Below are 25,685 nucleotides of genomic sequence, written 5' to 3'. Positions count from 1 at the left end.
GGTAGCGATACGCTCGCGGCGTGACGGCCAAGACGGAGCGGGTGAGGCGCATCGGGTGGTATGCCGCCCTCGTTGTCGCCTCACTCGTCACCGTGCTCGGTGTCTCGCTGCTGTTCGCCGCCATCCGCAACGACAACTCGATCGAGGCGGAACTCGGGCAGGCCACGGCCCAGGTCGAGTCGGTGACGTTCGACCGCACGATCATCAACTACGCCACCCCCGACGGCATCATGCACAGCCCGGCCAACGGCGTGCTCTACCCGTCGGGACTGGCCGCCGGTCAGCTGGTGAACATCGAGTACGACGTCGGCGACCCGGAACTCGCGCGGGTGGCCGGCCGTTCGGCGGCGAACACGCTGCTGCCGCTGGGCAGCATGATCTTCTTCACCTGGCTGATCGCCGGCCCGCTGCTGTGGTGGATCCGGCGGCAACGGCTGGCCTACCGGCGCTCGCTCGCCGAGTCCGCCGCCTGATCACGCGAGTTCCGCCTTCAATCACGTGAGTCCCGCGCCCAATCACGAGTGTCGTCCGTCTGATCACGTGTGTCGTCCGATGCGGCACGCGGGCTCGGCGTGCGGAAACGGCGAACTCGCGTGATCAGACGGACGACACGCGTGATCAGACGGCGAACTCGCGTGATTGAGGGCGGAACTCAGCCGACCGAGTCCCGCCACCAGCCCAGGACCTCGTCCGCCACCCCGGGGGCAGCCACCAGGAGCGCGTCGACGGGCAGGGCGGTGTCCTCGCCGTGCCGGTCCAGCACCACGGCCCCGGCCTCGATGGCCAGCGCGACCGAGCCGGCGACGTCCCATTCGCGGTAGCTGTGCAGCACCGCCGCGGCCGCGTGCCCCAGGGCGACCTGCGCGATCGCCAGCGCCGCCGAGCCGAGCACCCGGACCCCGGCGTGCGCGGCGGCGGCCCGTTCGATGAACTGGCCCATCCCCGGCCAGACACCCTTGCGCGTGAGTTCCGTGCAGACGATCGCCCCGGCGGTACCGCACCGATCGGTCAGCTTGATCGGTTTGCCGTTCGCCCGGGCGCCGCGGCCGCGCGCGGCGGCGTAGATCTGGGCGCGGTACGGATCCGCGACCACGCCCACCACCGGCCCCGAAGCGTCGATCAGGGCGAGGCTGTACGCGCACCACGGCACCCCGGCGACGTAGTTCGCGGTGCCGTCGACCGGGTCGACCACCCAGCGGTACTCGGCGACGTCGGCACCGTGGTCGGCGCCGAATTCGCCGCCGACGACGGGGACGCCGGGGAACTCCGCGGTCAGCACGCGCCGGGTGTGGCGTTCGAGGATCCGGTCCGTGTCGGTCACCCAGTCGAAGGGCGAGTCCTTCGGATCGGGCTGGGCGCCCCGGCCGGCGGTCGCGGTGATCACGTCGGTCGCGTCGTTGGCCAGCCGCCCGGCCACTTCGAGGGCCCTCGACACCAGCCCGGGCTCGACGGGCTGAGGCGGCCTAGACGACAGGAGGGTCATGCCTGCCTAGTGTGGCCGAGCCTGGTTTACGGAACACGACCTTGAGATGACATGTCGTCTGTTCCGTTTTTGTTGGCGTGGCCGTCACAACCGGATGCGACAGTGATCCGCGTGCGAGTCGCGATAGTCACCGAAAGTTTCCTGCCCCAGGTGAACGGCGTGACCAACTCCGTGCTCCGCGTCGTGGAACACCTCCGCGGCCGCGCGCACGACGTGCTGATCATCGCCCCGGGGCCGGGCCCCGTCGAGTACCTCGGCGCCCCGGTCGTGCGAATTCCCGCCCTCGACTTCCCCGGCGTGAACTCCCTCCCGGTCGGCGTGCCGACCAGGACGGTGCTCACCGCGCTCGCCGATTTCGGGCCCGACGTGGTGCATCTGGCGTCGCCGTTCGTGGTCGGCGCGCGAGGGCTCGCCGCGGCCAGGCGGCTGCGCGTGCCGTGCGTCGCGGTGTACCAGACCGACATCGCCGGTTTCGCCGCCGCGTACGGCTTCGGCATCGCCGCCCGCGCCGCCTGGCGATGGGTGCGCCGCCTGCACTCGCGGGCCGACCGCACGCTCGCGCCGTCGACGGATTCGGTGGAACAGCTGAAACTGCACGGGATCCCGCGGGTGCACCGCTGGGCGCGCGGCGTCGACATCGAGCGGTTCTCGCCGGTTCACGCCGATCCGGCGTTGCGCGCCGAACTGGCGCCGAACGGCGAACTGCTGGTCGGTTTCGTCGGCAGGCTCGCGCCCGAGAAGGAGGTCGAGCGGCTGACCGCGCTCGCCGGGATCGACGGGATCCGCGTGGTCGTCGTCGGTGACGGGCCGGAGTTGCCGATGCTGCGCGAACGCATCCCGGGCGCGGCGTTCCTCGGCGCCCGGTACGGCGAGGAACTTTCCGCCGCGTACGCGAGCCTCGACGTCTTCGTCCACACAGGACCGCACGAGACGTTCTGTCAGGCCATCCAAGAGGCGATGGCGTCCGGGCTCCCCGTGCTCGCCCCGGACGCGGGCGGGCCGAAGGATCTGGTCCTGCCCGGACGCACCGGCTATCTGCTGCCCGCCGACCGCGCCGGATTCGCGGCGGCGCTGGTGGACAAGGTGAACGACCTGCGCGACGAAGCACTCCGGGCCAGGCTGGGGGAGAAGGCGCGCAAGGTCGTACTCGGCCGGACCTGGCCCGCGGTCTGCCACGAACTGGTCGGCCACTACGAAGCCGTCCAAGGCAAAGTCGCTCGCGCGGCCTGATCAAATGCACATCGTCCAGCTGGCCAACTTCTACGGACCACGCTCGGGCGGGCTGCGGACGGCGCTGCATCACCTCGGCGCCGGTTATGTGGCCAGCGGCCATCAGGTGACCCTCGTGGTGCCCGGGCAGCGCTACGCGGACGAGACGTTGCCCTCGGGCGTGCGCCGGTTTTCCCTTCCCGCGCCACAGATCCCCGGTACCGGCGGCTATCGCGCGGTCGATCCGCATCGGGTGCGCGCGGTGCTGAAACGCCTGGAGCCGGACAGGCTGGAAGTGTCCGACAGGCTCACCCTGCGAGGCATGGGTGTCTGGGCGCGGCGCAACGGCGTGCCCAGCATGGTGATCTCGCACGAGCGCCTCGACCGGCTGCTGGAGCAGTTCCTGATGCCCGAACCCGTCGCGCGGCGCGTCGCGGACGTCGCGAACCGGCGGATGGCGCGGCACTACGACACGGTGGTCTGCACGACGGCGTTCGCCCGCGCGGAGTTCGACCGGATCGCCGCGCCGAACGTGCGGCGCGTCCCGCTCGGCGTCGACCTCGCGACCTTCACCCCGGCCCGGCGCGACGACGGCTGGCGGCACACGCTGACCGGGAACGCCGACGCGCTGATCGTCCACTGTGGACGCCTGTCGCCGGAGAAGCACGTCGAGCGCAGTGTGGACACCGTCGCCGAGCTCACCGAGGCGGGGCACCGCGTACGGCTGGTAATCGCCGGTGACGGCCCTCGGCGGCGTGCGCTGGAGCGGCGGGCGCGCGGGCTTCCGGTGACCTTCCTCGGCTTCCTTTCCGGACGTGGCGACGTCGCGCGGCTGCTGGCCAGCGCCGACGTCTCCCTCGCGCCCGGTCCACACGAGACGTTCGGGCTGGCCGCGCTGGAGGCGCTCGCTTCGGGCACGCCGGTGGTGGTGTCGGCGTCGTCGGCGCTGCGGGAGATCGTGCGGCCCGGCTGCGGCGAGGCCGTCGACGATCGCGCCCCCGCGTTCGCGGGTGCCGTCACCGGACTACTGGAGAGCCCGGAGGACGCACGGCGTGCGGCGGCGCGGGCTCGCGCGGAGGAATTCGCCTGGCCACGGGCGGTGCGGGGAATGCTCTCCGCGCACACTTGATCACCGCAAGATCATTTGTATCTTCTTTGTACAACCGGCATTCATCGTCCCCTCACGCCATCGAGCGAGAGGACGGCACGTGAGGTTCGAAGTACTGGGAACGTTCAGCATCTCTTCCGGTTCGGGGTCGGTCCCGCTGCACGGCCGGATGCGGAGAACGCTCCTCGGCGTGCTGCTGGTCCGGGCGAACACCTTCGTCCCGGTGAACGTGCTCACCGAGGCGCTGTGGGACAGCAAGTGGGAGCCGCGGGCGGTGCCGAAGCTGCACTGGCACGTCCACAAGCTGCGGCAGGCCCTGCCCGAGGGCGACCGGCTCGCCTTCGACAACGGCGGCTACCGGCTGGAGGTCCACCCCGGCGAACTCGACGTCGAGACCTTCGAGACGCTGGCGGGCCAGGCGCTGAAGACCGCGGACTCCGCGCAGCGCGCCTCGCTGATCCGGCAGGCCCTCACACACTGGCACGGAGCGCCGTACGAGGGCCTGGACGTCCCCCTGCTCTCGGACGAGACGATGCGGCTTTCGGAGCACCGTTTGGTCCTGCTCGAAGAGCTCTACCAGGCGGAACTCGACCTCGGACGGCACGCGAGCGCGGCCGTCGAGCTGGCCGATCTGGTGCGGCGGCACCCCTTGCGGCAGCGTGCCCAGTACCTCCTGATGGACGCTCTGTGGCGAGCCGGGCGCACGTCCGACGCGCTGGCGGCGTACCGGCGTGCGCGCCGGATCTCGGTCGATCAGCTCGGCCTCGAACCGGGGCCGGAACTGCGGTTGCTGGAGCGGAGGATCCTCGCCGGCGAGGTCGCGGGGGCCGGTGCGCACCGTGCCCCGGCGTTGCTTCACCGGGCCAGGTGAACCTACGGGCTGTCGCTTTGCTCCCGCTTGGCCGCGATCCCTCAGCGTGAGCGAAGTAGTGTGCGGGGTATGTCCCGAGCGAGTCTTGACAAGGATCCGCACGAAGTCGCCGCCATGTTCGACGACGTCGCGGACGGCTACGACCGCGCGAATTCGTTCATGACCTTCGGCTTCGACCGCCGCTGGCGCACCATCACCGGCCGGGTGCTGGACGCCAAACGCGGGGAGAAGGTGCTGGACCTCGCGGCGGGCACCGGCGTGTCCACCGTCGAGTACGCGCGCAACGGCGCGTGGTGCCTCGCGGCGGACTTCTCGGTCGGCATGCTCAAGGCGGGCAAGCATCGCGGCGTCCCCATGGTGGCCGCCGACGCGATGAAGCTGCCGTTCGCCGACGGCAGCTTCGACGCGGTGACCATCTCGCTCGCGCTGCGGAACTTCGTCGACACCAAGGCCGCGCTCACCGAGATCGCGCGGGTGGTCAAACCGGGCGGCCGTCTGGTGATCTGCGAGGTGTCGACGCCCACATTCCCGCCGATCCGGTTCCTGCACCGGAAGTTCATCGCGAAGCTGCTCACCTGGGTCGGCGCCAGGACCTCGTCGAACCCCGAGGCCTACTCCTACCTGGCCGAATCCATGCTGGCGTGGCCGGATCAGCGGACGCTGGGCGAGATCATCGCGAGCGCCGGGTGGACCGAGGTGGAGTGGCTGAACCTCACGTTCGGCGTCGTCGCCATCCACCGCGCCAAAAAGCCCTCCGTAAACTCGCGGCCATGACACGTCGCAACGCAGACCACGACGCCGAGGTCATCGTCGTCGGTGCCGGACCGGCCGGCTCCACCGCCGCCACGTACCTCGCCCGCGCGGGCGTCGACGTGCTGCTGCTGGAGAAGACCGAGTTCCCGCGCGAGAAGGTGTGCGGCGACGGCCTGACCCCGCGCGGTGTCAAGCAGCTCATCGACCTGGGGATCGACACCAGCGAGGACGCGGGCTGGGTGCACAGCCGCGGCCTGCGGATCCTCACCGGCGAGCTCACGCTGGAACTGGACTGGCCGGACCTGACGAGCTACCCGCCGTACGGCGTTTCGCGGACCCGCCAGGACTTCGACGACCTGCTCGCGAAGACCGCGGTGAAGGCGGGCGCGCGGCTCTACGAGCGCACCACCGTCACCGGTGCCATCACCAGCCCGGCCGGTCGCGTGATCGGCGTCGAGGCGAAGGTCGGCCCGGAGAAGACGCCGGTGAGCTACCGCGCTCCGCTGGTGCTGGCCTGCGACGGCGTCTCCGCGCGGCTCGCGCTGAGCGTCGGCATCCAGAAGAACGAGAAGCGCCCGATGGGCGTCGCGGTGCGGCAGTACTACAAGAGCCCGCGTCACGACGACCCGTTCATCGAGGGCCACCTGGAGCTGTGGGACCGCTCGGACCCGCGCGACCCGAAGCTGCTGCCCGGCTATGGCTGGGCGTTCCCGCTCGGCGACGGCACGGTGAACGTCGGCCTCGGCATGCTGTCGACGTCGGCCGCGTTCCGCAGCACCGACTACCGCGCGCTGCTGCGTCAGTGGCTCGACGGGACGCCCGAGGAATGGGGCTACCGCGAGGAGAACGCCATCGGCAAGGTCGGCGGCGCCGGTCTCCCGATGGGCTTCAACCGCACCCCGCACTACCGCGACGGTCTGTTGCTGCTCGGCGACGCCGGCGGCATGGTCAGCCCGTTCAACGGCGAGGGCATCTCGGCCGCGATGGAGTCCGCGCAGCTGGCGTCGGAGTTCGTCGTGCAGGCGCTGGCGCGGCGCGAAGGACCTTCGCGTGAGCGGGCGCTGGAGGGCTACCCGCGCGCCGTCGCGGAGCTGATGGGCGGCTACTACCGGCTCGGCAACGTGTTCGCGAAGCTGATCGGGAAGCCGAAGGTCATGCACGCGGCGACGAAGTACGGACTGCGGATCAACTCGATCCTTCCGTTGGTCTACAAGGGACTTTCGGGTTGCTACGACGCCAAGGGCGGGGACGGCGTCGACCGCCTGATCGCCGCTCTGGCGCGCGCCACCCCCTCCCCGCGCTGACGCCCCGCATTTCGTCCTCTGACTGCGGTAGTTCGCCCTTCGAACCACCGCACTCAGAGGACGAAATGCTGTGTGCCACGGCCGCCACCACACGTCCGGACCGCTCATGGGCAACCCGGCCCTGCTCAGAGGGTTGTGAAAGCCACTTTCGCAACCTTCAGCGTTGCGAAAGTGGCTTTCACAACGTCCCGTCCGACGTCCCACCGAGCGCTTCGGAAGCGGCCGCAAGCAGTCGACTAATTGCCCTGGTTCCACACGTCTGGACCAGTCACGGGTACTCCGCGCAGTGGTATCGGTCACAGGACAAATGTGGTCAAACAGCCCTCTGAAGCCGATCTTGAGAACGACGTCGCAGGTCACCGGTACCGCACGGGCGACGAAACCGTACTGGCCGTGCGGCCAAGTTAGGGCAGCCTTATAGCACGGGGCCTAGGGACAAGAATGTGAGTCACGTCCTACACTCGCCCCATGCTTTGTGAATCGCTTCACATCCTCGACGGGAGGCTTGTGAACTATTTCACAAGCAAGGGGGCCGTCATGCACGGCCCGTAAGGGTTGCCTAACCCTCGGCGGTGTGACCCAGGTGACTTAGGGTGCCGACCGAGGGAAGCGGTGAACCCCGACTCGAAAACCGCAGCGGCGCGGAAAGGATGGCGAAAACCCCGTGCTGATGTTGCCCGTGCTGTCCCAGGCGAGCACCCCTTCGGTGCCGAACCTGGACATGTACCTCCCCCTGGTCCTCTTGTTCGTCCTCGCTCTCGGATTCGCGGTGCTTTCGGTGCTGCTCGGCCCGCTCGTCGGCCCGAGCCGGGCCAACAAGGCGAAGCTCGCGGCCTACGAATGCGGTATCGAACCGTCGCCGCAGCCGGTCGTCGGCGGCGGCCGGATGCCGGTCGCGTACTACATCACCGCGATGCTGTTCATCCTGTTCGACATCGAGATGGTCTTCCTCTACCCGTTCGCGGTCTCCGCGGACGCGCTGGGCATGTTCGGCCTGGTGGAGATCGTGCTGTTCATCGCGACGGTCGGTTTCGCGTACGCCTACGTGTGGCGTCGCGGCGGCCTGGATTGGAACTAGAGAAGCATGGGCCTCGAAGAAAAACTCCCCAACGGCATCCTCCTGGCCAGCCTCGAAGGCCTGGTGAACTGGGCCCGCAAGAACTCCATGTGGCCCGCCACCTTCGGTCTCGCCTGCTGCGCGATCGAGATGATGACCGTCGGCGGTTCCCGCTACGACATCGCCCGCTTCGGCATGGAGCGCTTCAGCGCGACGCCGCGCCAGGCCGATCTGATGATCGTCGCCGGCCGCGTCACGCAGAAGATGGCGCCGGTGCTCCGCCAGATCTACGACCAGATGGCCGAGCCCAAGTGGGTGCTGGCGATGGGCGTCTGCGCCTCGTCCGGCGGCATGTTCAACAACTACGCCGTGGTGCAGGGCGTCGACCACATCGTCCCGGTCGACATGTACCTCCCCGGCTGCCCGCCGCGCCCCGAGATGCTGCTCGACGCGATTTTGAAGCTGCACGCCAAGATCCAGGACGAGCCGATCAACGCCCGCCGGGCCGCGATCCGCGCCGCCAGCGGTGAGCGCACCGAGCTGATCGCCTCCTCGATCAAGTACGCGAAGAAGTGAGCGACGTGCCCGAAGAAAACTCCCCCGAAACCCCGGAAACCGGCGGCGAGCAGTCCAGCGCCGACCGGCCCGAAGGCGGTCTTGAGCCGCAGGGCACCCGCCCGGCCGAGCCGGTCGTCACCGGTAAAGAGCGCCAGGGCATGTTCGGTGTCCGCGGCACCGGTGACACCTCCGGTTACGGCGGCGTCCGTCTCCCCGCGTACAGCCCGCCCCCGGCGGAGCGCCCGTACGGCGGCTGGTTCGACGAGTTCGCCGACGAGTTCTACGCGGCCTTGGCGGACAACAAGATCCCGGCGAACGCGATCCAGCAGACCACGGTCGACCGCGGCGAGATCACCTTCTACGTCTCCCGCGAGCACCTCGTCGAGATCGCCAAGGTCCTGCGCGACGACGCCGGTCTCCGCTTCGAACTGCTCAGCTCGGTGTCCGGTGTGGACTACGGCGTCGACGTCCCGCAGCGGCTGCACTCGGTCTACCACTTCACGTCGATGACCTACCGGCGCCGTATCCGGCTCGAGGTCACCCTCGACATCGAAGACCCGCACGTCCCGTCGCTGGTCGGGGTCTACCCGACGGCCGACTGGCAGGAGCGGGAGACCTGGGACATGTTCGGCATCGTCTACGACGGGCACCCGGCGCTGACCCGCATCCTCATGCCGGACGACTGGGACGGTCACCCCCAGCGCAAGGACTACCCGCTCGGCGGGATCCCGGTCGAATACAAGGGCGCGGAGATCCCGCCGCCGGACCAGCGGAGGTCGTACTCGTGAGCACCGAATTCCAAGAGGCGGAAGTTCCCGAAGCCGACTCCCGCGACACGACCGAAGGCCGCGTCTACACCGTTTCCGGCGGTGACTGGGAAGACCTCATCGAGGACTCCCGCCACGACGAGCGCATGGTCATCAACATGGGCCCGCAGCACCCGTCGACGCACGGCGTGCTCCGGCTCGTGCTGGAGATGGAGGGCGAGACCGTCACCCAGCTCCGCTCGGTCATCGGCTACCTGCACACCGGGATCGAGAAGAACTGCGAGTACCGCACGTGGACCCAGGGCGTCACCTTCGTGACGCGCATGGACTACCTCGCCCCGCTCTCGACGGAGATGGCGTACTGCCTCGGCGTCGAGAAGCTGCTCGGCATCCAGGCCCCGCGCCGCGCCGAACTGCTGCGCGTGATGCTGCTGGAGATCAACCGCATCGGTTCCCACCTGGTCTACATCGCCACCGGCGGGATGGAACTCGGTGCCACCACGGCGATGACGCTCGGTTTCCGTGAGCGTGAAGAGGTCCTGCACCTGCTGGAGCACCTCACCGGTCTCCGGATGAACCACGCGTTCATCCGCCCCGGCGGTCTCGCGCAGGACATGCCCGCCGACTACCACGAGGTGGTCAGCGCGTTCGTCAAGACGATGGACGAGCGGCTTCCCTTGTACGACAAGCTCTTCACCGGTCAGCCGATCTGGCGCAACCGGCTCAAGGGCGTCGGGTACCTGCCGGTCGACGCGTGCCTCGCGCTCGGTGTCACCGGCCCGGTGCTGCGCAGCGCGGGTCTCCCGTGGGACATGCGCAAGACCGAGCCGTACTCCCGCTACGAGGAGTTCGAGTTCGACATCCCGACCTCCACCGAGGCGGACTGCTGGGCGCGCTACCTGCTGCGTGTCGAGGAGATGCACCAGAGCCTGCGGATCATCAAGCAGTGCCTCAAGAAGCTCGAGCCGGGCCCGGTCATGGTCGAGGACAAGAAGGTCGCCTGGCCGGCGCAGCTGTCGATCGGCAGCGACGGCATGGGCAACTCGCTCGAGCACGTCCGCAAGATCATGGGCCAGTCGATGGAATCGCTGATCCATCACTTCAAGCTGGTCACCGAGGGCTTCAAGGTCCCGCCGGGCCAGACCTACACCTCCGTGGAGTCGCCGCGCGGCGAACTCGGCGTGCACCTGGTCTCCGACGGCGGCACCAGGCCGCTGCGGGTCCACGTGCGCGAACCGAGCTTCGTGAACCTGCAGTCGATGCCCGCGATGGCCGAAGGCGGCCTCGTGGCGGACGTGATCGCCGCCATCGCCTCGATCGACCCCGTCATGGGGGGAGTGGACCGTTGAGCACCCAGCCCGAAACGACACCCACGCCCGAGCCCGGCACCAGCCTGGCCGAGCAGACCCACATCGCCGCCGGTGGCGACGTCGACGTGATCGCGATCGCGCCGGATCCCGCCGAGGCGGAAGGGATCCTGGAAAACGCGAAGCTCGAAGACATCTTCGACGCCGACACCTACGCGAAGGCCCAGAACCTGATCGCGCGGTACCCGCAGTCGCGGTCGGCGCTGCTGCCGATGCTGCACCTGGTGCAGTCGGTGCAGGGTTACGTGAGCCAGGAGGGCATCGCCTTCTGCGCGCAGAACCTGGACCTCTCCGACGCCGAGGTCAGCGCGGTCGCGACGTTCTACACCATGTACAAGCGCCGCCCGTGCGGCGAGCACCTGGTGAGCGTCTGCACCAACACGCTGTGCGCGGCCATGGGCGGCGACGCGATCTACAAGAAGCTCCAGACGCACCTCGGCTCCGACGAGAAGCCATTGGGGCACAACGAGACCGCGGGCACGCCGAACGAGCCCGGCTCGATCACGCTGGAGCACGCCGAATGTCTCGCGGCCTGTGACCTCGCCCCGGTCATCCAGGTCAACTACGAGTACTTCGACAACCAGACCGAGGACAAGGCCGTCGCGCTGGTCGACGCGTTGCAGGCGGGCAAGAAGCCTGCCCCGACGCGCGGCGCGCCGCTGACGAACTTCAAGGGCGCCGAACTGCAGCTCGCCGGGTTCTTCCCGGAGGACGTGCAGCAGTACCGCACGGACGTCGACGGTCCTTCGCAGGCCGTCGAAACCCTGCGGGGCGCGCAGGTCGCGCAGGACCGCGGCTGGACCGCGCCCGCGATGAAGGACGTTCCGCTCCCCGAAGTGGAGAAGAAGTAATGGCCGATCCCATCACTCCGGTCCTCACGAAGCGCTGGCTTTCGCCCAACTCTTGGACGATCCAGTCCTACGAAGCCCTCGAGGGCTACACCGCGATCCGCAAGGCGCTCAAGGCCACTCCCGAGCAGATCGTCCAGCTGGTCAAGGACTCCGGCCTCCGCGGCCGTGGCGGCGCGGGCTTCCCGGCCGGCATCAAGTGGTCCTTCATGCCGCCGAACGAGGACAAGCCGCACTACCTCGTCATCAACGCCGACGAGGGCGAGCCGGGCACCTGCAAGGACATCCCGCTGATGATGGCGGACCCGCACTCGCTGATCGAGGGCTGCATCATCGCCTCGTACGCGATGCGTTCGCACCACTGCTTCATCTACGTCCGCGGCGAGGCGCTGCACTGCATCCGCCGCCTCAACGCGGCCGTGCGCGAGGCGTACGAGGCGGGCTACCTGGGCGAGAACATCCTCGACTCCGGATTCGACCTCGACATCACCGTGCACGCGGGCGCCGGGGCGTACATCTGCGGCGAGGAGACGGCGCTGCTGGACTCGCTCGAAGGCCGTCGCGGCCAGCCGAGGCTCAAGCCGCCGTTCCCGGCCGCCGCGGGCCTCTACGCCGCGCCGACCACGGTGAACAACGTCGAGACCATCGCCAGCGCGCCGTACATCGTCAACGGCGGTTCGAGCTGGTTCCGCGAGATGGGCCGCGAGAAGTCGCCAGGCCCGAAGATCTACTCGATCTCCGGCCACGTCGAGAAGCCCGGCCAGTACGAATGCCCGCTCGGCACCACGCTGCGCGAGCTGCTGGACATGGCGGGCGGCATGAAGGACGGCATCCCGCTGAAGTTCTGGACGCCGGGTGGTTCGTCCACGCCGATGTTCACCGCCGAGCACCTCGATGTTCCGCTGGACTTCGAAGGCGCGGCGGAAGCCGGGTCGATGCTGGGCACGACGGCCGTGCAGGTCTTCAACGAGACCGTTTCCGTGCCGTGGGCCGTGATGAAGTGGACGCAGTTCTACGAGCACGAGTCCTGCGGCAAGTGCACGCCGTGCCGCGAGGGCACGTACTGGCTGGCGCAGATCCTGGAGCGCATGGTCGAGGGCAAGGGCACCAAGGAGGACATCGACACCCTGCTCGACGTCTGCGACAACATCCTCGGCCGCTCGTTCTGCGCCCTCGGCGACGGCGCGGTCTCGCCGATCCAGAGCGGTATCAAGTACTTCCGGGATGAATTCCTGGCTTTGTGTCAAGCAAACAAGCGCGAATTGGTGGGGGCGCAGGCATGACGATCGCACCCGACAAGCCCGGGACGTCCACAGAGGACACTCCGGTCCCCGAGGGCCACGTCAAGCTGGTCATCGACGGTGAAGAGGTCATCGCGCCCAAGGGCGAGCTGCTGATCCGCACCGCCGAACGGCTCGGCACGGTCATCCCGCGCTTCTGCGACCACCCGCTGCTCGACCCGGCCGGCGCCTGCCGCCAGTGCCTGGTCGAGGTCGAAATGGGCGGCCGTCCGATGCCGAAGCCGCAGGCCTCGTGCACCATGACGGTCGCCGACGGTATGGTCGTGAAGACCCAGCTGACCTCCGCCGTCGCGGACAAGGCCCAGCAGGGTGTGATGGAGCTGCTGCTCATCAACCACCCGCTGGACTGCCCGATCTGCGACAAGGGCGGCGAATGCCCACTGCAGAACCAGGCGCTCGCGCACGGCCGCGCGGACTCCCGCTTCGTCGACACGAAGCGGACGTTCGCGAAGCCGCTGCCGATCTCCTCGCAGGTCCTGCTGGACCGCGAGCGGTGCGTGCTCTGCCAGCGCTGCACCCGGTTCTCCCGCGAGATCGCCGGCGACCCGTTCATCGAGCTGCTCGAACGCGGTGCCCACCAGCAGATCGGTACCGCGGAGACCGCCGACGTGCTGGACCTGGCCTCCCGGACGACGTCGGGCCAGCCGTTCCAGTCGTACTTCTCCGGCAACGTCATCCAGATCTGCCCGGTCGGCGCGCTGACGTCGGCCGCGTACCGGTTCCGTTCGCGGCCGTTCGACCTGGTGTCCGCGCCGAGCGTGTGCGAGCACTGCTCGTCCGGCTGCGCCGAGCGGACCGACTTCCGCCGCGGCAAGGTCATGCGGAAGCTCGCGGGCGACGACCCCGAGGTCAACGAAGAGTGGCTCTGCGACAAGGGCCGCTTCGCGTTCCGTTACGCCACCGCCGATGACCGCATCCGGCGTCCGCTGGTCCGCAACGCCGACGGCGTGCTGGAAGAGGCTTCCTGGACCGACGCGCTGCGCGCGGCCGCCGAAGGGCTGGCCAAGGCACGCGACGGCAAGGGCGCCGCGGTGCTGACCGGTGGCAGGTTGACTGTCGAGGACGCCTACGCGTACTCGAAGTTCGCGCGGATCGCCTTGGGCACCAACGACATCGACTTCCGCGCCCGCCCGCACTCGGCCGAGGAGCTGGGCTTCCTCGCGTCGCACGTGGTCGGGACGACGCCGGAAAGCGGAGTCACCTTCGGCGAGATCGAGCGGGCGCGCACGGTGCTGTGCGTCGCGTTCGAGCCGGAGGACGAAGCGCCGATCGTGTTCCTGCGGCTGCGCAAGGCGGCCCGCAAGAACCGCACCCGCGTAGTCCACTTGGGACAGTGGACCACCTCGTCGGTCCGCAAGACCTTCGGCGAACTGCTGGCCTGCGCGCCGGGTGCCGAGGCCGCCGCGATCGACGGCATCGCGCAGCACGCGCAGGACGTCGACCAGGCACTGGCCTCGGAGGGGGCGGTGATCCTCGTCGGCGAACGTGCCGCCGAGGTCCCGGGTCTCTTCTCGGCCCTGCACCGGCTGGTGGAGCGCACCGGCGCCCGGCTCGCGTGGATCCCGCGTCGTGCGGGTGAACGCGGTGCCCTGGCGGCGGGCGCGGCGCCGACGCTGCTGCCCGGTGGCCGTCCGGTCGCCGACGCAGAGGCTCGTGCCGAGGTCGAAAAGGCTTGGGGCGTCACGCTTCCCGCCACGGAGGGCCGTGACACCACCGCCATCCTCAAGGCCGCTTCGGGTCAGGACATCGACGGCCTGCTGGTCGGCGGCGTCGACCCGGACGACCTGCCGGATCCGGACCTGGCCCGTCGCGCGCTCGAGAACGCGAAGTTCGTGGTGAGCCTGGAACTGCGGCACAGCGGGGTCACCGAGCACGCGAACGTCGTCCTCCCGATCGCCCCGGCGGTCGAGAAGGCGGGCAGCTACCTGAACTGGGAAGGCCGCCGCCGCGAGTTCGCCGTCACCCTCGAAGGCACCGGCGCCCTGCCGGACTGCCGGGTGCTCGACACGCTCGCCGTCGAGATGGACGCGGACATCTTCACGCAGACCCCGGCCGCTTCCGCCGCCGATCTGGCCAAGCTGCCTGCCCGTGAGATGAAGGACTCCTTCATTGCAGATTTCGCAATGAAGGACGCTTTCATCGCACGTCCGGAGCCCAAGAACGGCCAGGTCCTCCTCGCCACCTGGCGGCAGCTGATCGACAACGGTTCGCTGCAGGACGGCGAGCCGCACCTCAAGGGCACGCAGCGCGAGGTCGTCGCCAAGCTCTCGGCGAAGACCGCCGAAGGCCTGGGCGGCAGCGTCAAGGTCTCCACCGAACGCGGTTCCATCACGTTGCCGATCGAGGTCGCCGACCTGCCGGACGGCGTCGTATGGCTCCCGGGCAACTCCGACGGCTCGGCCGTCCGCGCTTCCCTGAGCGCGGGGCACGGTTCGGCCGTCACCCTCACCGGAGGTGAGAAGTGACTCCGTTGCTCAGCCAGATGCCGGACGCCGCCGAGCGGGCGGCGCTGCTGGCGGACGACCCGTTGTGGCTGGTCCTGCTCAAGACGGTCGTCATCCTGCTGATCGGCCCGATCCTGACGATCTTCCTGATCGTCTGGGAGCGGAAAGCGGTCGGCCGGATGCAGAACCGTCCGGGCCCCAACCGGGTCGGCCCCGGCGGCTACCTGCAGTCCCTCGCGGACGCGATCAAGCTGCCGTTCAAGGAACAGATCATCCCGGACACCGCCGACCGCAAGGTGTACTTCCTCGCGCCGGTGATCTCCGCGGTACCCGCGCTGATCGCGCTGGCGGCGATCCCGTTCGGCCCGGTGGTCTCGATCTTCGGTGAGCGGACCGTGCTCCAGCTGGTCGACCTGCCGGTCGGCGTGCTGGTGATCCTGGCCTGCTCCTCGATCGGTGTGTACGGCCTGGTGCTGGCCGGCTGGTCGTCCGGCTCGCCGTACCCGCTGCTCGGCGGTCTGCGCAGCGCGGCTCAGGTGATCTCCTACGAGATCGCGATGGGTCTCTCCATCGTCGGCGTCATCCTCTACGCGGGTTCGATGTCGACGTCGGCGATCGTCGAGTCGCAGCAGAGCGGCTGGTACTTCTACCTGCTGCTGCCGAGCTTCGTGATCTACCTGATCTCCATGGTCGGTGAGACCAACCGCGCGCCGTTCGACCTCCCCGAGGCCGAATCCGAGCTGGTCGGCGGTTTCCACACCGAGTACAGCTCGATGAAGTTCGCGATGTTCTTCCTCGCCGAGTACGTCAACATGGTGATCGTCTCGGCGTTCGCGACCACGTTGTTCCTCGGCGGCTGGAAGTTCCCGTTCGTCGGCGCGGACCACGCGCTGAACCAGGGCTGGCTTCCGCTGATCTGGTTCGCCGCCAAGCTGTTCATCCTGCTGTTCGGCTTCATCTGGCTGCGCGGCACGCTGCCGCGGCTGCGGTACGACCAGTTCATGCGGCTGGGCTGGAAGGTCCTGGTGCCGGTCAACCTGGTCTGGATCGTCGTGATCGTCACGGTCCGCGCGATCAAGAACTCGGGTGGCCTGTCCACCCCGCAGATCCTCATCGGCGGCGGCGCGCTCATCCTCGTCGTCGTCATCCTGAGCCTGCTGCTGCCGGACAAGAAGGTCCCGGACGACGACTACGTCCCGGTGACCGGTGGCGGGTTCCCGGTGCCGCCGCTCGACCTGCAGGTTCCGGACAAGACTCCGCGTCAGAAGGCCCTCGCGAAGGCCGAAGCCCGGGCTGCCAAGCGCAAGCCCGCGGCGGTTTCCAGTGGAAGGGAGGCCGGCGATGGGGATGTTTGATCCCATCAAGGGTTTCGGTGTCACCTTCGGGATGATGTTCAAGAAGGTCGCCACCGAGGAGTACCCGGAGGCAGGCGCCCCCGCCGCTCCGCGTTACCACGGCAGGCACCAGCTCAACCGGCATCCGGACGGGCTGGAGAAATGCGTCGGCTGCGAGCTGTGCGCGTGGGCCTGCCCGGCGGACGCGATCTTCGTCGAAGGCGGCGACAACACCGAAGAGGCGCGCTACTCGCCCGGTGAGCGGTACGGCGCCGACTACCAGATCAACTACCTGCGCTGCATCGGCTGCGGGTTGTGCGTCGAGGCCTGCCCGACCCGGTCCCTGACGATGATCAACTTCTACGAGCTGGCCGACGACGACCGGCAGCGGTTGATCTACACCAAGGAAGACCTCCTCGCGCCGCTGCTGCCCGGTATGGAGCAGCCGCCGCACCCGATGCGGCTGGGCGACAACGAGCAGGACTACTACGTCAACGGCCCGGAACTCGCGCGCCCTAAGCCCGCTGAGAGCACGGAGGCCGTCAAGTGATCACGGCTTTCCTCGCGCAGACGGACGTTTCGGCCGGGATCACCACCGGCGAGACCATCGCGTTCTGGGTGCTCGGCCCGCTCGCGCTGCTCGGCGGGCTCGGCATGATCTTCTCCCGCAACGCCGTGCACTCGGCGCTGTGGCTGGTCCTCACGATGCTGTGCCTCGGCGCGCTGTACATGATCCAGCAGGCGCCGTTCCTCGGCTTCACGCAGATCATCGTCTACACCGGCGCGATCATGATGCTGTTCCTGTTCGTGCTGATGCTGGTCGGCCGCGAGAGTTCCGACTCGGTCGTCGAAGTGCTGCGTGGGCAGCGGGTCATGGCGACCCTGCTCGGCATCGGTGTCGGCGGGCTGCTCGCCGCGGGGCTCGCCCGCGCGCTGGCCAACGTCACCCCGGCGCTGCCGCGCGATCCGGCGAACCTCGACGGTGGCGGCCCCGGCGGGCTGGGGCGGCTGATCTTCACCAAGTACCTGTTCCCGTTCGAGCTCACCTCGGCGCTGCTGATCACCGCCGCGCTCGGCGCGATGGTGCTCGCGTTCACCGATCGGCACGCCAAGGGCGGCAAGAAGAACCAGAAGGAACTCGTCGTCGACCGGTTCACCGGCAAGCACGACCGGCCTTCGCCGCTGCCCGGCCCGGGTGTGTTCGCCACGGCCAACTCGGTCGCCACTCCGGCGCTGCTGCCCGACGGCTCGATCGCCAGGGAGTCGCTCTCGGAGATCATCGAGTCGACTTCGGCCGCACAGCTGGAAACCGAACGGAAGCAGGTCGCCGGGACCGACGAAGGCCCCGACGCCCACGCTCTCGTCGGCAAGTCTGAAGGGGAGAAGGAATGACCCCGACGTACTACCTGCTCCTGTCCGCGCTGCTGTTCGCCATCGGCGCGGTCGGGGTGCTGGTGCGCCGCAACGCGATCGTCGTGTTCATGTGCATCGAGCTGATGCTGAACGCGGCGAACCTGTCCCTGGTCACGTTCGCCCGGATCAACGGGTCGCTGGACGGCCAGGTGATGGCGTTCTTCGTGATGGTCGTCGCCGCCGCCGAGGTCGTGGTGGGGCTCGCGATCATCATGGCGATCTTCCGCACCCGGCGCTCGGCCTCGGTCGACGACACCAACCTGCTGAAGTACTAGGGAGCACCGAGAGTGACCGCATCATCGTGGCTGCTGGTGGCCTTCCCGGCTCTCGGCGCCCTTATTCTCTTGCTGGCGGGTAAGCGGGCCAGGGGCTGGGGACACCTCCTCGGCAGCGCGACCGTCTCACTGTCCTTTGTGTACGGCCTGATCCTGTTCTTCACGGCCGACACGAAGGCCACCGCCGACGTCAAGCTGTTCTCGTGGATCCCGGTTTCGGCGCTGCAGGTCGACTTCGGGCTGCGGATCGACGCGCTGTCGCTGACGTTCGTGCTGCTGATCACCGGCGTCGGCATGCTGATCCACTTCTACTCGATCGGCTACATGTCCGAGGACCGCGATCGGTCGAGGTTCTTCGCGTACCTCAACCTGTTCGTCGCCTCGATGCTGATCCTGGTGCTGGGCAACAGCTTCGTGACGCTGTACCTCGGCTGGGAAGGCGTGGGTCTCGCGTCGTACCTGCTCATCGGCTGGTACCAGGACCGCCCGTCCGCGGCCACCGCCGCGAAGAAGGCGTTCCTGATGAACCGCGTCGGTGACGTCGGGCTCGCGCTGGCGATCTTCCTGATGTTCAAGTACGTCGGGAGCACCGGTTACGCCGAGGTGTTCGGCGCCGTCGGCCAGATCCCGACCGGCGCGGTCACCGCGATCGCGATCCTCCTGCTGCTGGGCGCCTGCGGTAAGTCCGGCCAGTTCCCGCTGCAGGCCTGGCTTCCCGACGCGATGGAGGGCCCGACCCCGGTCTCGGCCCTCATCCACGCGGCGACGATGGTCACCGCCGGCGTCTACCTGGTCGCCCGCGCGCACGAGATCTTCAACGCCACCGCGGACGGCCGCCTGATCGTCACCCTCGTCGGCACGGTCACGCTGCTGATCGGGTGCGTCATCGGTTGCGCCTACGACGACATCAAGAAGGTCCTGGCGTACTCCACGGTCAGCCAAATCGGTTACATGATGCTCGCCGTCGGCCTCGGGCCGATCGCCTACGCGCTCGGCATCATGCACCTGGTCGCGCACGGTTTCTTCAAGGCCGGGCTGTTCCTCGGGGCCGGTTCGGTCATGCACGCCATGAACGACGAGGTCGACATGCGGAAGTTCGGCGGGCTGCGCAAGCATCTGCCGGTCACCTTCTGGACCTTCGCCCTCGGCTACCTGGCGCTGATCGGCATCCCGCCGCTCTCGGGCTTCTTCACCAAGGACGCGATCATCGAAGCGGCGCTGTCGCAGGGCGGCTGGCGTGGCTGGGTGATGGGCGGCGCGGCACTGCTCGGCGCAGGGCTCACCGCGTTCTACATGACCCGCCTGATGGTGATGACCTTCTTCGGCAAGGAACGCTGGAAGGAGATCAAGTCCAGCGACGGCCGCGACTTCCACCCGCACGAGTCGCCCGCGGTGATGAAGTGGCCGATGATCATCCTGGCCGTCGGCTCGGTCGGCGCCGGTGCGTTCTTCGCCCTCGGAGACCGGTTCGCCGAATGGCTCTCACCGGTGGTCGGCCCGCTCGAAGAGGGTGGCCACAGTGTCATCCCGCACGCGTTGGTCCCGATCCTCACCGTGGCGCTGTCGGTGCTCGGCGCGGTGGCGGCGTGGTTCTTCGTCGGCCGCAAGGACGTTCCGGTGGAACGCCCCGAGCGGGTCTCGGCCGTGGTCAAGGCCGCGCGCAACGACCTGTACGGCAACACCCTGAACGAGACGCTGGTCGCCCGCCCGGGCACCTGGCTCGCCAGGGCGCTGGTCTACGTGGACAACCGCGGCGTCGACGGCGCGGTCAACGGGATCGCCGCCGCGCTCGGCGGCGGATCCGGGCGCCTGCGCCGCCTGCAGACCGGCTTCGTCCGCTCGTACGCACTGTCCATGCTGGGCGGCACATTCCTGCTTCTGGCGGCACTCCTGCTGGTGAGGTTCTCCTGATGACCTGGGTACTCGCAACCATCCTGCTGCCGCTGGTCGGCGCCGCGGTCGTCGCGGGGATGAAGAAGAACGACAGGCTGGCGACGCTCACCGCGCTCGTGGTGTCGCTCCTGACGTTCCTGCTGGTGATCCCGATGTGGGCGAGCTACGCGCCTTCGGGGGACCGCATCCAGCAGAAGTCCTCGATGGACTGGATCCCGAACTTCGGCATCCACATCTCGTTCGGCATCGACGGCATCGCGCTGGTGATGATCGCGGTCATCGGCCTGCTGGTGCCGATCGTGGTCGGCGCGCTGGGCCTGACCGACAAGCTCCCGGCCGGGCGCTCGGCGGGCGGGTTCCTGTCGCTGATCCTGGTGCAGGAGGCGCTGACCATCGCGGTGTTCGCCGCGACCGACGTCTTCCTGTTCTACGTGCTGTTCGAGATCATGCTGATCCCGATGTACTTCCTGATCGGCGGCTACGGCGGCGCGAACCGGCAGTACGCGGCGGTCAAGTTCTTCCTGTACTCGTTCCTCGGCGGCCTGATCATGCTGGCCTCGGCGATCGGGGCGTACTCGCTCGCGTCGGACAAGCTCGGCAAGGGCAGCTTCGACTGGGAAACCCTCGTCACGGTCGTCCGCGACGCCCCGCTGGGCACGCAGATCTGGCTGTTCCTCGGGTTCTTCCTCGCGTTCGCGATCAAGGCCCCTTTGGTGCCGTTCCACACCTGGCTGCCGGACGCCGCGGGACAGGCGCCCATCGGCGTCGCGGTGCTGCTGGTCGGCGTGCTGGACAAGGTCGGCACGTTCGGGTTCCTGCGCTACTGCCTCCCGATGTTCCCCGACGCCAGCAAGGAACTCGCGCCATGGGTGCTGGTGCTCGCCGTCGCGGGTGTCCTTTATGGATCGATCCTCGCGGCCGGGCAGCGCGACATGAAGCGCTTCATCGCGTACGTGTCGATCGCCCACTTCGGCTTCATCGCACTGGGCATCTTCACCTTCAACGAGCAGGCGATGGTCGGCTCGGTGTCGTACATGCTGAACCACAGCCTCGCCACCGGCATGCTGATCGTGGTCGTCGGCCTGATCGTGATGCGCGGCGGATCCACCAGGATCTCCGATTACGGCGGCATGGCGAAGGTGACCCCGCTGCTCGGCGGGATGCTGCTCATCGCCGGTCTGTCCACTTTGTCCCTGCCCGGCACGAACTCCTTCATCAGTGAGTTCCTGGTGCTGCTGGGGTCCTTTGTGGACTACCCGGTGTACACGATCATCGCGACGGTCGGCATGGTGCTGGCCGCGGCTTACGTGCTCTGGCTCTACCAGCGCGTCATGCAGGGCCCCGTCCGCGGCGACGCCCTGATCGGCGCCGGTGGTGGCCCTGGCACGGCCATGGCTCCCGAACTCGGTGCCACGAAAGCCATCAAGGACCTCGGCGGCCGGGAGATCGCGATCCTGGCGCCGATGGTCGTGCTGATCATCGCGCTCGGGTTCTATCCCAAGCCGGTGCTCGACACGATCACCCCGTCGGTGCAGGCGACGATGTCGTCCGTGCAGGGAGGCAAGTAAACCGTGCTCTTCTTGACTCAGGCGCCACCGGTGCAGGTGCCGTCGATCGACTACTTCGCCGTCACGCCGATCCTGATCATCCTCGGGGCCGCGTGTGTCAGCGTGCTGCTCGAAGCCTTCTTGCCCAAGCACATGCGGTGGCCGTCGCAGGTCTTCCTGTCCCTGGTCGGGATCGGGGCGGCGGGCGTCTTCCTCGCCTGGTACGCCAGCACTTCCGCGCCGAAGGGCGGCGTCACGACCTTCAGCGGCGCCATCGCCGTCGATCGGCCGTCGCTGTTCCTGTGGGGCACGCTGCTGGCGCTCGCGCTGGGTGCGCTGCTGCTGATCGCCGACCGCTCGGTCGAGCCGGGTGGCGCGTTCGTCGCGCAGGCCGGTATCCGCCCCGGCACGGTCCAGGACCGCGCGCAGGTCGGCACCACCGGCATGCAGACCGAGGTCTTCCCGCTGACGCTGTTCGCGCTCGGCGGCATGATGGCGTTCGTCGCGGCCAACGACCTGCTCACCATGTTCATCGCGCTCGAAGTGCTGAGCCTGCCGCTGTACCTCATGTGCGGTCTGGCCCGTCGCCGTCGCCTGCTCTCGCAGGAATCCGCGGTCAAGTACTTCCTGCTCGGCGCTTTCTCGTCGGCGTTCTTCCTCTACGGTCTCGCGCTGCTCTACGGCTACGCGAACTCCGTGAAACTGTCGGACATCGCCAACGCCGCCGCCGGTTCGGACCGGTCGGACACGCTGCTGTTCGCCGGGCTCGGGCTGCTCGCGGTCGGCCTGCTGTTCAAGGGTTCCGTTGGCCCGTTCCACACCTGGACCCCGGACGTCTACCAGGGTGCGCCGACGCCGGTCACCGCGTTCATGGGTGCCTGCACCAAGGTCGCCGCGTTCGGCGGGATCCTGCGGGTGTTCCAGGTGGCGTTCGAGTCGACCAGCTGGGAATGGCGCGGCGTGCTCTGGGCCGTCGCGATCATCTCGATGCTGATCGGCGCGGTGCTCGGCCTGACGCAGACCGACGTGAAGCGCATGATCGCCTACTCGTCCATCGCGCACGCCGGCTTCCTGCTCGTCGGTGCCATCGCGATGACCGAGGAAGGCCTGTCGAGCACGCTGTTCTACCTGCTGGCCTACGGCTTCACCACGCTCGCCGCGTTCGGTGTCGTCTCGTTGGTGCGGGACGCGAACGGCGAGGCGACGCACCTGTCCGCCTGGGCAGGCCTGGCGAAGCGGTCTCCGGTACTGGCGGGTGTGTTCACGTTCCTGCTGCTGGCGCTGGCCGGTATCCCGCTGACCAGTGGCTTCGTCGGCAAGTTCGTGGTGTTCTCGGCGGCCCTGTCAGACGGGATGGCGCCGCTGGTCGTCGTCGCCCTGATCTTCAGCGCCGTCGCCGCGTTCTTCTACCTGCGGGTGATCGTGCTGATGTACTTCTCCGAGCCGGCGCCCGACGGCCCGACCGTCACCGTGCCCGGCGCGTTCACCACCACGGCGATCACGCTCGGCGTCATCGTCACGCTGGTGCTGGGGTTGCTCCCGGCTTTCGCCCTCGACTGGGCGGGCTCCGGCGGGTTCGCCCTCAAGTAGTCCCGTTTCGCGAAAGGCCCCCTCGCTGTCGTGAGGGGGCTTTTTCGTGTCAGGGCGACGTCAGAGCGGTGTCAGGCCGGACCTCGATAGTTCCCTCATGACTTCCTCTTCCTGGACCGGAATGCTCCCCGTCGAAGACACCGCGCTGGCCGTCACGGACACCGGCGGCCCCGGCATCCCCATCGTTTATCTCAACGGCCAGTTCGCGACCCAGGGCTACTGGCGCCGGATCCTCGCCGACCTGGGAACGGACTTCCGCCACATCACCTACGACGAGCGCGCCCGCGGCAAATCGCGGCGTTCGGCCGACTACTCCTTCGAGGCCGCAGTCCGCGACGTCGACGCCGTCCTTGCGGCCCGCGGAGTGGAGCGGGCCGTCGTGGTGGGCTGGTCCTACGGCGCGGTCGTAGCCGCGCACTGGGCCGCCCGGAATCCGGAGCGGACCATCGGCGCGGTGCTCGTCGACGGCGCGTTCCCCTACGACTGGCTGGACGACGCCATGGAACAGCGGATCCGCAAGCTGTTCAAGCGACTGAACCTGGTCATGCCGCTGCTGCGCCCGACCGGTCTGACGCCGCGGATGAGTGCTGCCCAGCAGGCGGAGAGCAACATCGAACTCGGCAAGCTCTCGCGGGAAGCGGAGCTGGGCCCGGTGCTCGACCGGGTGAAGGTGCCGATGCGGTACGTGGTCGCGTCGGGAACCTCGTTCGGCAGCAAGGCGGATGAGCAGGAACAGATCCGCGCCGGGCTCGACGCCGTGACCGCCCGGAACCCGAACATCAAGGTGAGCGCGAAGGTCGAGAGCAACCACGGGGCGCTGCTGAAGAAGGACTTTCCTGCCATCTCCGGGGCAGTTCGTGAGGTCGCCCGCCTCGGGGGATGACTTGCCAGGGCGCACCGGGCAGGTTGCTCGCGATGCCGAAGCCGAAGCCCACACCCCAGGCGAGAGCGCTCGCCGAGGCACTGCGAGTAGCACGGAAGGCCGCCAGGCTGGCCGCGACCGAGGTGGCCGACAAACTGGCGTGGTCCCAGTCGACGATCAGCCGGATCGAAACCGGCCTGCGCGCGGCGTCCGCCGAAGAAGTTTCGGCGTTGCTTGCGGTCTATCAAGTCACGGGGGAGCGTCGGGAGGCTTTGCTCTCGTTGGCCCGCGACAGCGGCCCCTGGTGGTTCGCCGACTTGGCCGTCCAGCGGGAAACGCTTGCACAGTATGGAAAGGAGGCCACCAAGATCGTCGCTTTCGGGACCACGCTGGTCCCCGAGCCGCTCCGAACGCCTGCCTACGCGAGGGCTACGAACTCTTCTTTCGCGGTGCTGGGCCAGAAGAGACTTGCCGCTTACGGTCGAACTCCGGGTCATCCCCTTCGCCGCCGGAGCGTATCCCGGCGGCGACTACGTTCTGCTGGAATTCGGTCCCGCGCGGCCGCTGGTCCACTTGAAACACCGGGGAACCGGGCTGTTCCTGCACCGGCGCTGCGATGTCGCACCCTATGTCCAGTCCACTGTGGACGCTGTCGCGCTGGATCCCGCCCGGTCGGTGCGTCTGATCGAGTCAGTGGTCGAGGCTCGCTCGCAGCGCGGCGAGCTTTTGCGCCAGTAACGTGGGTTCGCCGGGGAGGACGGTGATGTACCGGTTCCGGGGAGAACCGCTCACGTGCATGGCCACCCGGCCGGCGTCGAGGTCGAGATAGGTCAGGTCGTCTGTGGCCTCCGTGCGTCTTCCCCCGTCAGGACGCATGGCCGCGGCGAAGAACCCGACACCGAAATAGGGCTGCTCGAACACTTCGTCCAGTTGCCGGGCCTCCCGGCTTCGAGACGTGGGCTCGTCGTAGAGGTCGTTGCCGCCGTCGCCGTTGAAATCGTCCTGGGGCAAGGAGAACGGGGAGAATCGCGCGGGCGGGTACTCGGGCAGGTTCATCACGAGCGCGGCCGCGCGGTCGGAGGTCCGCACGCCTTTCAGCCACACCCGGTTTCCTTCGCAGATCGCCGTCACCGCGGCGCGCCCGCGCACGGCGACGAGCACGCTGTACTGCTCCGTCTCCGTGCGAACCGTCGCGTAGTACTCGGTGTTCGGCCGGTCGAGTATGTGCAGGACGTCTTCGAAGTCGCTGGTCAGCCGCTTGCCCTCGGTGAACCCGAGCCCTCCGAGCTCCTCGAACGCCGCCCGGTCTTCGCCGTTTCGCGACGACGGCGGGATGTACCGCAGCCCGCCCGCGAAGATCAGATGCGGATCTCCGCATCTGGCGTGACGGAACGCGGTCAACAGTGTGTCGAGCGTGATCTCGACCGGGCGCGCGAGCACCACGTGCCTCCCTCCCCTGGGACTGTGGTGCTACTTCTTCTTCTCGCCGATCACCGGCGGGGTCGGTTTTTCGATATAGCCGCCGAAGGTCTCGTCGGGATCCGGGTTCTGGAGGTACGCCGGAGCCTTCTTCTCCTTGTCCTCCTCGCCCTTCCCGCCGCGCCCAGCGCCCGCTCCCATCGGCATGCCGTTCGCCCCACCACGACCGCCGGCGCCTGCCGCCCCCGCCGTGCCGCGGCCGGCCACGCCCTCGCCGGGCAT

At 68.5% G+C, this 25,685-nt stretch carries 24 protein-coding genes and 2 pseudogenes; 23 read left to right on the top strand and 3 right to left on the bottom strand.

The genetic code is table 11. The features are described from left to right. The first annotated feature begins 20 nt into the window (after positions 1–20). Complete coding sequence (locus ACSMFO_RS37210) at positions 21–473, top strand: DUF3592 domain-containing protein (protein WP_360085957.1); 453 nt, start codon at positions 21–23, stop codon at positions 471–473. Positions 474–652: 179 nt separating this feature from the next. On the opposite strand, the gene ACSMFO_RS37205 is transcribed toward ACSMFO_RS37210, so the two are convergent. After that, the gene (locus ACSMFO_RS37205; RefSeq protein ID WP_073847212.1) at positions 653–1,483 is read right to left on the bottom strand and encodes an inositol monophosphatase family protein; all 831 of its coding nucleotides are present in this window, start codon (positions 1,481–1,483) and stop codon (positions 653–655) included. Between the two features lie 111 nt (positions 1,484–1,594). Here ACSMFO_RS37205 and ACSMFO_RS37200 point away from each other — a divergent pair, with 111 nt between their 5' ends. The 22 genes and pseudogenes from ACSMFO_RS37200 (at position 1,595) to ACSMFO_RS37095 (ending at position 24,722) form a co-directional block, all read left to right on the top strand. Beyond that, the gene (locus ACSMFO_RS37200) at positions 1,595–2,713 is read left to right on the top strand and encodes a glycosyltransferase family 4 protein (RefSeq protein ID WP_436462192.1); all 1,119 of its coding nucleotides are present in this window, start codon (positions 1,595–1,597) and stop codon (positions 2,711–2,713) included. A gap of 4 nt (positions 2,714–2,717) precedes the next feature. Further along, on the top strand, positions 2,718–3,821 hold the full coding sequence (locus tag ACSMFO_RS37195; protein ID WP_436462191.1) for a glycosyltransferase family 4 protein: 1,104 nt from the start codon (positions 2,718–2,720) through the stop codon (positions 3,819–3,821). Between the two features lie 79 nt (positions 3,822–3,900). Then, the gene (locus ACSMFO_RS37190; protein WP_360085948.1) at positions 3,901–4,671 is read left to right on the top strand and encodes an AfsR/SARP family transcriptional regulator; all 771 of its coding nucleotides are present in this window, start codon (positions 3,901–3,903) and stop codon (positions 4,669–4,671) included. Positions 4,672–4,740: 69 nt separating this feature from the next. Next, on the top strand, positions 4,741–5,445 hold the full coding sequence (locus ACSMFO_RS37185) for a class I SAM-dependent methyltransferase (RefSeq protein ID WP_350576140.1): 705 nt from the start codon (positions 4,741–4,743) through the stop codon (positions 5,443–5,445). After that, on the top strand, positions 5,442–6,728 hold the full coding sequence (locus tag ACSMFO_RS37180; protein ID WP_038520070.1) for a geranylgeranyl reductase family protein: 1,287 nt from the start codon (positions 5,442–5,444) through the stop codon (positions 6,726–6,728). Before ACSMFO_RS37185 ends, ACSMFO_RS37180 begins: the two co-directional genes overlap by 4 nt. 670 nt (positions 6,729–7,398) lie before the next feature. After that, on the top strand, positions 7,399–7,806 hold the full coding sequence (locus ACSMFO_RS37175) for an NADH-quinone oxidoreductase subunit A (RefSeq protein ID WP_038524552.1): 408 nt from the start codon (positions 7,399–7,401) through the stop codon (positions 7,804–7,806). Between the two features lie 6 nt (positions 7,807–7,812). Further along, a complete protein-coding gene (locus ACSMFO_RS37170) occupies positions 7,813–8,361 on the top strand; it encodes a NuoB/complex I 20 kDa subunit family protein (protein WP_005151847.1) in 549 nt (182 codons plus the stop codon). A gap of 5 nt (positions 8,362–8,366) precedes the next feature. Continuing rightward, positions 8,367–9,131 (top strand): NADH-quinone oxidoreductase subunit C, encoded by a 765-nt coding sequence (locus ACSMFO_RS37165; RefSeq protein WP_038524549.1) that lies wholly within the window; start codon positions 8,367–8,369, stop codon positions 9,129–9,131. Next, the gene (locus ACSMFO_RS37160) at positions 9,128–10,459 is read left to right on the top strand and encodes an NADH-quinone oxidoreductase subunit D (RefSeq protein WP_037332934.1); all 1,332 of its coding nucleotides are present in this window, start codon (positions 9,128–9,130) and stop codon (positions 10,457–10,459) included. The genes ACSMFO_RS37165 and ACSMFO_RS37160 overlap by 4 nt, the downstream gene beginning before the upstream one ends. Next, positions 10,456–11,328, top strand: a complete 873-nt coding sequence (gene nuoE, locus ACSMFO_RS37155) for an NADH-quinone oxidoreductase subunit NuoE (RefSeq protein WP_436462190.1) — start codon at positions 10,456–10,458, stop codon at positions 11,326–11,328. The genes ACSMFO_RS37160 and nuoE overlap by 4 nt, the downstream gene beginning before the upstream one ends. Beyond that, complete coding sequence (nuoF, locus tag ACSMFO_RS37150; protein ID WP_436462189.1) at positions 11,328–12,608, top strand: NADH-quinone oxidoreductase subunit NuoF; 1,281 nt, start codon at positions 11,328–11,330, stop codon at positions 12,606–12,608. The genes nuoE and nuoF overlap by 1 nt, the downstream gene beginning before the upstream one ends. After that, positions 12,605–15,091, top strand: a complete 2,487-nt coding sequence (locus tag ACSMFO_RS37145) for an NADH-quinone oxidoreductase subunit G (RefSeq protein ID WP_436462188.1) — start codon at positions 12,605–12,607, stop codon at positions 15,089–15,091. Before nuoF ends, ACSMFO_RS37145 begins: the two co-directional genes overlap by 4 nt. Then, positions 15,088–16,425, top strand: coding sequence for an NADH-quinone oxidoreductase subunit NuoH (gene nuoH / locus ACSMFO_RS37140; RefSeq protein WP_436462187.1), 1,338 nt, complete (start codon positions 15,088–15,090; stop codon positions 16,423–16,425). Before ACSMFO_RS37145 ends, nuoH begins: the two co-directional genes overlap by 4 nt. Next, positions 16,412–16,954, top strand: coding sequence for an NADH-quinone oxidoreductase subunit NuoI (nuoI, locus tag ACSMFO_RS37135; protein ID WP_436462186.1), 543 nt, complete (start codon positions 16,412–16,414; stop codon positions 16,952–16,954). Before nuoH ends, nuoI begins: the two co-directional genes overlap by 14 nt. Further along, complete coding sequence (locus ACSMFO_RS37130; RefSeq protein ID WP_016330968.1) at positions 16,951–17,796, top strand: NADH-quinone oxidoreductase subunit J; 846 nt, start codon at positions 16,951–16,953, stop codon at positions 17,794–17,796. Before nuoI ends, ACSMFO_RS37130 begins: the two co-directional genes overlap by 4 nt. Continuing rightward, positions 17,793–18,092 (top strand): NADH-quinone oxidoreductase subunit NuoK, encoded by a 300-nt coding sequence (nuoK, locus tag ACSMFO_RS37125; RefSeq protein ID WP_005151882.1) that lies wholly within the window; start codon positions 17,793–17,795, stop codon positions 18,090–18,092. The genes ACSMFO_RS37130 and nuoK overlap by 4 nt, the downstream gene beginning before the upstream one ends. A 12-nt stretch (positions 18,093–18,104) precedes the next feature. Beyond that, on the top strand, positions 18,105–20,003 hold the full coding sequence (nuoL, locus tag ACSMFO_RS37120; RefSeq protein ID WP_436462185.1) for an NADH-quinone oxidoreductase subunit L: 1,899 nt from the start codon (positions 18,105–18,107) through the stop codon (positions 20,001–20,003). Further along, a complete protein-coding gene (locus tag ACSMFO_RS37115; protein WP_378414961.1) occupies positions 20,003–21,553 on the top strand; it encodes an NADH-quinone oxidoreductase subunit M in 1,551 nt (516 codons plus the stop codon). Before nuoL ends, ACSMFO_RS37115 begins: the two co-directional genes overlap by 1 nt. A 3-nt stretch (positions 21,554–21,556) precedes the next feature. Further along, positions 21,557–23,122, top strand: coding sequence for an NADH-quinone oxidoreductase subunit NuoN (gene nuoN, locus ACSMFO_RS37110; protein WP_038520052.1), 1,566 nt, complete (start codon positions 21,557–21,559; stop codon positions 23,120–23,122). Between the two features lie 97 nt (positions 23,123–23,219). Then, on the top strand, positions 23,220–24,005 hold the full coding sequence (locus ACSMFO_RS37105; protein WP_436462184.1) for an alpha/beta fold hydrolase: 786 nt from the start codon (positions 23,220–23,222) through the stop codon (positions 24,003–24,005). Next, positions 24,002–24,373, top strand: a pseudogene (locus tag ACSMFO_RS37100) (helix-turn-helix domain-containing protein); the annotation flags it as partial. The gene ACSMFO_RS37105 and the pseudogene ACSMFO_RS37100, both read left to right, overlap by 4 nt. A gap of 79 nt (positions 24,374–24,452) precedes the next feature. Next, a complete protein-coding gene (locus ACSMFO_RS37095; protein WP_436462183.1) occupies positions 24,453–24,722 on the top strand; it encodes a Scr1 family TA system antitoxin-like transcriptional regulator in 270 nt (89 codons plus the stop codon). On the opposite strand, the gene ACSMFO_RS37090 is transcribed toward ACSMFO_RS37095, so the two are convergent. Both ACSMFO_RS37090 and ACSMFO_RS37085 read right to left on the bottom strand, forming a co-directional pair. Then, complete coding sequence (locus ACSMFO_RS37090) at positions 24,675–25,427, bottom strand: ESX secretion-associated protein EspG (RefSeq protein ID WP_436462182.1); 753 nt, start codon at positions 25,425–25,427, stop codon at positions 24,675–24,677. The two genes, ACSMFO_RS37095 and ACSMFO_RS37090, sit on opposite strands and share 48 nt — an antisense overlap. Positions 25,428–25,454: 27 nt before the next feature. Further along, positions 25,455–25,685, bottom strand: a pseudogene (locus ACSMFO_RS37085) (PPE domain-containing protein); the annotation flags it as partial.

Source organism: Amycolatopsis sp. w19 (genome assembly GCF_051373225.1).
GTDB classification, from domain to species: domain Bacteria; phylum Actinomycetota; class Actinomycetes; order Mycobacteriales; family Pseudonocardiaceae; genus Amycolatopsis; species Amycolatopsis japonica.
Note: the sequence above shows the minus strand (reverse complement) of the source record. Positions and strands in the feature narration are given on the sequence as shown.